Annotated in this window: 9 protein-coding genes; all 9 read right to left on the bottom strand. The window is 62.8% G+C overall.

The genetic code is table 11. The annotated features are described in order from the left end of the window. Positions 1-27: 27 nt before the first annotated feature. The gene (locus PK606_RS12435) at positions 28-957 is read right to left on the bottom strand and encodes a restriction endonuclease subunit S (protein ID WP_502920838.1); all 930 of its coding nucleotides are present in this window, start codon (positions 955-957) and stop codon (positions 28-30) included. Position 958: 1 nt separating this feature from the next. Continuing rightward, entirely contained in the window at positions 959-2,554 is a 1,596-nt protein-coding gene (locus tag PK606_RS12430; RefSeq protein WP_324564439.1) for a class I SAM-dependent DNA methyltransferase, read from the bottom strand. Between the two features lie 85 nt (positions 2,555-2,639). After that, positions 2,640-3,800, bottom strand: coding sequence for a pilin (locus PK606_RS12425; RefSeq protein ID WP_324564434.1), 1,161 nt, complete (start codon positions 3,798-3,800; stop codon positions 2,640-2,642). Positions 3,801-3,814: 14 nt separating this feature from the next. Continuing rightward, on the bottom strand, positions 3,815-4,153 hold the full coding sequence (locus PK606_RS12420) for a hypothetical protein (protein WP_324564431.1): 339 nt from the start codon (positions 4,151-4,153) through the stop codon (positions 3,815-3,817). After that, positions 4,150-4,527, bottom strand: a complete 378-nt coding sequence (locus PK606_RS12415) for a single-stranded DNA-binding protein (RefSeq protein ID WP_324564428.1) — start codon at positions 4,525-4,527, stop codon at positions 4,150-4,152. The genes PK606_RS12420 and PK606_RS12415 overlap by 4 nt, the downstream gene beginning before the upstream one ends. Then, complete coding sequence (locus tag PK606_RS12410) at positions 4,524-5,018, bottom strand: putative PDDEXK endonuclease (protein ID WP_324564426.1); 495 nt, start codon at positions 5,016-5,018, stop codon at positions 4,524-4,526. The genes PK606_RS12415 and PK606_RS12410 overlap by 4 nt, the downstream gene beginning before the upstream one ends. Beyond that, on the bottom strand, positions 5,009-5,170 hold the full coding sequence (locus tag PK606_RS12405; protein WP_324564424.1) for a hypothetical protein: 162 nt from the start codon (positions 5,168-5,170) through the stop codon (positions 5,009-5,011). The genes PK606_RS12410 and PK606_RS12405 overlap by 10 nt, the downstream gene beginning before the upstream one ends. A 100-nt stretch (positions 5,171-5,270) precedes the next feature. Beyond that, positions 5,271-6,419 (bottom strand): helicase RepA family protein, encoded by a 1,149-nt coding sequence (locus PK606_RS12400; protein WP_324564422.1) that lies wholly within the window; start codon positions 6,417-6,419, stop codon positions 5,271-5,273. Then, positions 6,416-6,988 (bottom strand): CHC2 zinc finger domain-containing protein, encoded by a 573-nt coding sequence (locus PK606_RS12395; protein ID WP_324564420.1) that lies wholly within the window; start codon positions 6,986-6,988, stop codon positions 6,416-6,418. The genes PK606_RS12400 and PK606_RS12395 overlap by 4 nt, the downstream gene beginning before the upstream one ends. Positions 6,989-7,069: the final 81 nt, after the last annotated feature.

Genomic DNA, 7,069 nt, shown 5'->3' with positions numbered 1-7,069 from the left:
TCCGCTATGCGGCAGCATGAGCGTATGTTAGGCATTTGCCTGACTGATCAATAACTCAAGAAAAACCTTGCCGAGCACGCCCGATCGACCGGTGATCACGCCAGGGCCCTTAACCATAGCTTGCGCATGTTTTCCGCTGAACCCGCTTGCAGCGATGATTGGAAAAGCACCGCTAAGACGGTTCTGGGTAGGAAGATCAAATCCACGCTGGAGCACTATCAGATCGCTTAACTTCCCGACCTGCCATCCAAGCGGAATCGGACCTAGTGCCGATTCTTCGAGCCGATCCGGAAACAACGCCGCCGTAGCCTCGTCCATGCCATCGGGCTCCCGGCCTTCCATCTTGGCCCTCACGGGGTCGAAATCCACAAACCAGGACTTGAACAGCGCTTGGGCGATGGCTTCGAGGGTGGTGTTGGTTTCGCGTAGGAGGGTGATGCGGTCGTCGAGTTGGCTCAACAAGTCCGTAATGGCTAGTCGTTCGCGAGCAGGAGGCATCGGGATCGGCAGCAGGCGCAGATCCTTGAGATTGATGGTGGTTTGGACGGTAGTGTTGGCCTTACTGCCCAGCAACCGCGCGGACTGCGGTGATCGTAGGCAAAGAGCTATCCATCGCGGTTCAATCTTCGGCAGCGGCCGCATCACGGCTACAGCTCGCGCGACGTTGTAGCCAGCCAACTTGGCCGGAACCACGGCTACTTGACCTACTGAGCCAACGATGGTTAGCAGCACCTCACCGCCGAACAGTCGCGTGCGCGCGTGCTTCCTCTCGATATCAGGGGCAACACGAAGAACATCATCCAGACTGAGAAACGATTCGCGAAAGTTGTTCACTCGGATGACGGGGACGCCGGACTGAACTGCCTGCCCGGGCTGAACAATTCCGTAGGAAATTGAGTCAGGCGTGCATAGGGATTGAAGCTCTACGTACGACCAGTGTGCAGGAAGTTTCTGCAAGTCAGAGCTCATACCCTAACCCCCCGAGCTTCTGTCGAATCAGCGTATCCAGCTCCGCCCCCTTTGCCAACTGTTCGCCCAGCTTCTCGGTAAGGTGGCGCATCTTCTCGTCGAACGCCTCGTCGTCATCGTCTACGTCTTCGGCGCCAACGTACCGACCTGGCGTCAGCACATGCCCATGCTCGGCAATCTCAGCCAGCGTCACCGACCGGCAGAAGCCTGGTACGTCGGCGTAGTCGGCTTTCTTCTGCTCGCCTTCCGTGACTGCCTCGCCAGCTTCGGTGAACGGCAGCGGTACGCCACGCCAAGCAGCCACCGTGTTGGCGATGCGGGCAATGTCGGCATCCGTCAACTCGCGCTGCACCCGGCTGATCATCTGGCCCAGCTTGCGCGCGTCAATGAACAGCACCTCGCCCTTGCGCTTCTTGGCCTTGGCCAGGAACCACAGGCAGGCCGGAATCTGGGTGTTGAGGAACAACTGGCCGGGCAGCGCCACCATGACCTCGACCACGTCGGCGTCGACCATGGCGGCGCGGATCGTGCCTTCGTTGTTCTGGCTGGAGCTCATGGAGCCGTTGGCCAGCACCACGCCGGCACGGCCGTTGGGCTTGAGGTGATGGATGATGTGCTGCAACCAGGCCGTGTTGGCATTGCCGGCCGGCGGCGTGCCGTACTTCCATCGGGCATCGCCGTCCAGGCTCGGATGCCACCAGTCGCTGACGTTGAACGGCGGGTTGGCCAGGATGAAGTCGGCCCGCAGGTCCGGGTGCTGGTTACGGGTGAAGGTGTCGGCTGGCTCCCTGCCGAGGTTGAAGTCGATGCCGCGGATGGCCAGGTTCATGGCCGCCAAGCGCCAGGTGGTGGGGTTGGCCTCCTGCCCGTAGATGGAAACATCGCCGCGCCGCCCGCCGTGCGCTTCGACGAAGCGCTCGGACTGCACGAACATGCCGCCCGACCCGCAGCAGGGGTCGTAGACCTTGCCTTCGTGCATGTCGAGCACGCCGACCAGGGTCTTGACCACATGGGCGGGTGTGTAGAACTGACCGCCCCGCTTGCCCTCGGCGCTGGCGAACATGCCAAGGAAGTATTCGTAGACCTGACCGAGCACGTCACGCGCGGCGGCCGGATCGTCGCCAAAGCCGATGGTGGACACCAGATCGACCAGCTCGCCCAGCTTGCCGTCCGGTAGCTGGGCGCGGGCGAAGCGCTTGTCAAGAATGCCTTTTAGGCGCGGGTTGTCGGCTTCGACGAGGGAGAGGGCATCGTCAATGCGGCGGCCGATGTCGGCCCGGCGGGCCTGGCTGCGCAGGGTTTCCCAGCGGGCGCCTTCGGGCACCCAGAAGATGTTGGCCTCGGTGTAGTAGTCGCGCTGTTCCAGTTCAGCCGCGATGTCTTCGTCGGCGGCGTCGCCGTAGTAATACTCGTGGTCGGGATCGCGCAGTCGGGATTCGACCTCCTCGCGGTGGGCAGTGAACGTGTTGCTGATGTATTTGAGGAAGATCAGACCGAGCACCAGGTGCTTGTACTCGGCGGCGTCGACGTTGGCGCGCAGTTTGTCGGCGGCGGCCCAGAGGGCTTTCTTGTTTTCCTGGATCATTCGGGAAGCATAACGATGCAGTAGATCAGTGGAGTGGTGTCGCGATAAGCGATGGCCGGTAGTTGATCCGTCAATTGGCAACCAGTCACTGCGGCAACTGTTCTTGGCACGCTTGCGGCATCAGACCCATCGGAACATCGACGTTGTAGCAAGTCCAGCCGGTAATTGCGCCTTGTTGAGAAACCTGGGGCACCATCAAGAAGCGCTTCCCATCAACAGGAGGACTCCCCAGCGTGTACCGAATGAATCCGTTGTGGCTCACCTCCACGTCGATGACTTCAACCGGTCGCGTTTCAGCCGGGGAAATAGCGTTGGCATGAGGAATCTCCCCTGTCGCAGCATAAATCTGACCGAACCTATCAGTCGCCACCCGAGCCGATGCGATCGCAGTCGCGACTCGCGCTCTGACGGTGTAATCCTGATAGGCTGGCACGGTGACCGCAGCCAGAGTGCCGATCACCGAGATTCCTATGAAGATCGCCACGACTACGGCTGCCACTTTGCTGGCGCCGCCACGGCGGGCAACCTCTGCCAACCGCGTCTCGTCGGAACCTCCTCCCGCATTGACCTTCGCGATGAGCCTGTTGCTACGGCCAAAGACCCAAGCATTGCCCTTGAATCCCGGAACCACATACAGGAATATCCAGCCTAGGATGATTCCTGCAACACTCGACTCCACGGCAGCCGACTGTGATTGCCCTAGGGCTTTGGCTAGAACAATTGGAAGCATGGCCAGCAGACCAAGGAAGATGTGGCTGCCGACCAGGTACAGCACAGCTTTGCCGTACAACTTGCGGTGGAGCAGCCAGTAGAACGTGACCAGGCTCGCCGGCCAGTTCCATCCTCCTGACTCGCCTTGACTCAGTCGCTTGAAACGCGGCAGATAGAAGTTGGCGCGCGGTCCGATGGCGGCACCCCAGAAGCGCTCCTTGCTCAGCCCGTCGGTTGGATTGCGATCGAGGCTCCCGAACGCGACCGAAGCGGGCGCCGCCCTGGCGGACGCATACGCCACTGCTTCGGCGTCAGATGCAGCCACTAGGGCTGGCGTCACAAGCTTGGCGCCACATTGTTGGCAATAGGCTGCCTGATCGCTAGTCCTGGTCCCACACTGAGTACAGAACACATCGCCTCCCTGGATGATTGATCGCAAGTCCTTCTCCAAGCGCATAGTAACGCTTTTAAAACGCTTTGTTACAGAAGGAGTGTCGATGCTGCCAAAACGGTGAGCAGAGGCGTGAAGGTTCACTTTTCATGCTGCGTTCAGCCCCGGAACAGCCGCATGCCGATGCTCGTAATTCGATAGCGACGGTACATGGTATTGCGCTGGTCTTCCGTCACTTCGACCCAGCCCTGATGCCTGCAATAGCGCAGTGACCAGTTCAAGGACTTGGGCTCACGCAAGCGGGTGTAGATGTCCCGGTAGGACAAAAAGCGCTGCGGCTGTTCGGCCAGCACGGCCAGAAGCTGCGCCGTGGCGCCGCCTGCATCGATGTGTCCGGGCGGACGCGGGTTGGCCGGCGGCGTGCGTTTGACCGCTTGCGTCGGCGCTGGCTTTGCGCTGCTGGTGAGCTGGCGCTGGAACAACGGGTCGAAGATCAAAATTCACCCTCGATGTCGAACTGGCCAGCCGGTGCGCTCTCGGTCTTGCGGGGCTTGACCGCCTCGCGCCGGCGGGTGACGTGGTACGCGGACAGCACCGCATGGGCCACCACGTCGAGCGCTGGATGCGTGGCGCCCTGGCGGTCGGTCCAGGTCTTGGGCGTCAGCTCGCCGGACAGGGCCACGCTGTCGCCGTCGCCCAGCGCCATCAATGCCGACTGGACCGTGTTGCTGAACGCGATCACCGACGCGAACATGGCATCACTGTCGCGCGTGGGCACGCGTACCCGCGCTGTCACGAATGGCTTTCCGCTGGCGCCGGTGCGCTGCTGGGGTGCGCCGACCAGCTTGCCGGCGATCAATGCGTCGATCATGGGTGTGCTCCTTCGGTTACAGGGTCGCAGGCGGGAATCGCCGGCAAGGGGTGAATTCGGGCCGTGGCGGGCTTTTCGGCGCTCAGGGCTACCCTGGCATCAACTTCGCGGTAGACGGCGCACCAGGCTTCGATGCTGCCCTCGGCCGTCCATTCGTAGCCGGTCCACATCGCCGCGCGCTGCTCGGTCAGGTTGACGGCCAGCGGCCACACGGCGCGCCAGTCGGCACGATCCACGCGGAAGAACAGCACCGGCAGTGCGCCGGTCGCTTCGGCCTGCGCCACGGCCTGGCGCCACCAGGCGGCGATGTCGGCACGCGATGCCTTGGCGTGGCGCTTGCACTCCACGCACCAGCCGGTCAACCCTTCCAGGTCACTGTCACCGTCATGCTGGCGCACCCGGCGGCGCACGTCGCAGCCGGTCAGGTCGGCCAGCAGGTTGGCGATCTCGCGCTCGCCGGTCTTGCCTTTGCGGCGGGACATCATTGCCATGGGTTGGCCTCCGGTTCGGGATAGTGGGTACGGAAGTGCGCCAGCAGCTCGGCGCGCAGGTGCGGCGGGACTTCGGCGATCTGGCGGCGCATGTCGTCGCGGGAGGCTGGGCTGTCGCCCCAGTGGTCGCAGGCGCGCATGGCGGATGCCATCAATGCATCGGTGTTGTTGCGCGAACTGTTGCGTGTTGCACCCCTATAGGGTGGTGCAACGCAACGCAACGATTTGGGTTCGGTTGCAGACAGTTGTGGATTACTCTTTTGCAACATTGCGCAACCCTGAATTGATAGCAAACAATCCAGCAGCCGTAACGACTGCGCCCGATTCGACTAGCGCTCTTAGTTGCCTTGATATCGTGCTCTTGTCGTAGGTGTTGCGGAAGTGATCTGCAACATCGCTCTGGCGCAGGCCGGCGGGCTGATTTCTCAGGAATTCCACGATCGCGCCGCCTGCTTCGGAGACACGTTTTCCGCGCTGCGCCTTGACTGGAGCGTCAGCGCTCACGACCACGCAACTGGTCGCCGGCGACCCCCATTTCGTCTGGCCGAGTAGCACGGAGTCCAGCCGGAAGCCAATCCGCTCGCCTTTGCCAGACAGCTCGCGTTGCTTGGTCACCTCCATGCAGCGCGTGCCGGCTTCATCGGTCACCTCGATCTCGGTGTCGATGGCCGCCCGGATGCCGCTCCAGCCCCGCGCACCGTTCGCAGCGTTCTTGCCGCTGTGATGGATAACCAGTACGTGTGAACCGCATTCGTCCTTCAAGCGGTCGAGCCGCTGCATCACGACACCCATGTCGTCGGTGTTTTCCTTCGCGCCGACGCTCATGCGTGCCAACGTGTCGCACACGATCAGCCCCACCTTCACGCCGCGCTCAGCCTCGAACTCGCGCACGAAGCTTGCAACCGCCGTCACATCCGAGTCGTCACGAAACAGGTTGATCGGGTCGCGCACGATCGCAAAGTCGGGCACCAAGACGCCAAAGTGGTTTTGGTGCGCCTGCAACCGGCGCTCGACGCTGCGCGGACCTTCGGTGGCAAGGTAGACCACGGCGCTGCGTTCCGTGCGCTTGGTTCCCAGCCAATCGGTCCCGGACGCCACTGCGCACGCCATCGATATAGCTGCGAAGGTCTTGCCGCTGTTACTGTCGCCGTACAACACCGACAGGCATCCGATCTCCAAGAGCCCTTCAATCAGTTCGTCTGGCGGGTCGAACTCACTGCCCAGCTCATCGGCGAAGCTGACCGTCAGGCGGCGCACAGGCGCCGTCTGCTGTTCCGGTGGTGTGCCGTCTGGGTAGAACGGCGGCGGTTCGTTGTTGGCCTGGATGACGCTCAGCTTCTCGATGGCCGCGTCGGCGGTGCGCTCGATGCGCTCCATGTGCTTCTTGGTGGCGACCGTCATAGGGCGTACTCCCTGACGACCAGGTTGATGCGGCCGGCAGACGTGAGCGTTCGGTCAAGGTCGGAGCGCGTGACCGGCACGCCGTTGGCGATGTTGGCCGCAGTGACAGCGACAAGGTTTGCTTCTTGCGCCAGCAGTGCCAGCGCATCGCGTGGTGACAGCGTGGTGGGCCGGTAGAGCGCAGGGCGGCCGTCATTGACCCAGGCGTCCAGCGCCCTAGCTGCGGTCACGAAATCCTCGCCGGTGACAGCCATGCGATAGGCCAGAACGTCGCCGCCCTTCTCGTCGCAGGCCATGCAGCGCCAGGCGCCGGTCGTGGTGTTGATGCGCATCGAGTCCGACCCGCCATGGAACACGCAGGATGTCGTGCGCCACTTGCCGCGGCCGGTCAGCACCAGCCCATCGTTCTCGTAGAACCCGATGGGCTCGGGCAACAGGTTGCGATCGAAGCTCATGCCGACCCCCACGCGCGCCAGGCAATCGGGCGGATCAATGCGGTGAAGGCGTAGCCGGCGTGCCAGGTGCAGGTCGGGCAGTACGCGGCAGGCATGGTGGTGCGGCAGGTGCACGCCCCCTGAGCCAGGCTGTCGAGGTAGCTCGGCCGGATTGCCTTGCCGGTGCCAACCGTCCTATCCTGCGTGTGCTGTGTA

It is taken from the genome of Ottowia sp. (genome assembly GCF_035444425.1).
GTDB lineage: Bacteria > Pseudomonadota > Gammaproteobacteria > Burkholderiales > Burkholderiaceae_C > Ottowia.
Note: the sequence above shows the minus strand (reverse complement) of the source record. Positions and strands in the feature narration are given on the sequence as shown.